The sequence below is a fragment of the Bradyrhizobium sp. P2_E8 genome (genome assembly GCF_056403875.1).
Genome location: NZ_JBFUES010001802.1, coordinates 1 through 703 on the forward strand (window position 1 = coordinate 1; position 703 = coordinate 703).

A 703-nucleotide genomic window follows, 5' to 3' on the forward strand; every position below is an offset into this window, starting at 1 on the left:
GCACCCGGATCTCGTCCTCGCTGGCACCGCGCTCCAGCGCCCGCTTGAGCGCATCCTGCGCCGAGCGCAGCGCGGCGTTGACGCTGCCCGCGACACCGTCGTCCTCGATGGTGACCGCGAACGCCCACATGCTCGCCACCACGTCACGCATCGCGTCGTCGGTGCGGGCCGCCTCGAGCTGGAGCGCCAGGCTGCGCAGACCGAGATAGCAGCCGGCATCCGGGGTAAACAATTCGGGCGCGATCATCAGCGCGTCGAGCGCGGCGTAGACGTCGGAATTCTTGTTGGCGTCGAGCGCGAGGATGCGGCGCTGCTCGATCAGCGCGCGCGAGAGCGGGTTCGTGAACAGCCGCTCGGGCAGGCGCATGTTGAAGGGTTCGCTTCTGGCCTCGTTGCCGGCCTCGTCCTTGGCGGTGAGCCTCAGCGTGACGTCGGCGCCGGCATAGGGGTCCTCGCTGAGGTCCTTCACCGTCTGGCCGACGCCGTTGCGGGTGCGCGCATTCGGCAGCACCAGCGGGAATTGCGGCGGCTGGAACAGCGGCCGTGCGGCAGCCTTGGTATCGCCGTCCTTGCCGCCATCCTTCGCGCCATCCTTGGCATCGGCGGGGCGCAGGCCAAATTGCGCTTCGGCGCCGGTGACGCCGTAATCGTCCTCGATCTTGTAGGAGAGTTGAAGCGCACCGCGCGCCTGGCGCTCCGGATC

At 69.1% G+C, this 703-nt stretch carries 1 protein-coding gene; it reads right to left on the reverse strand.

From position 1 onward, the window contains the following. Nucleotides 1-703 (reverse strand): DUF4175 family protein (locus AC1D00_RS44010; RefSeq protein WP_477015058.1); only part of this gene is annotated, 703 nt, incomplete at both ends.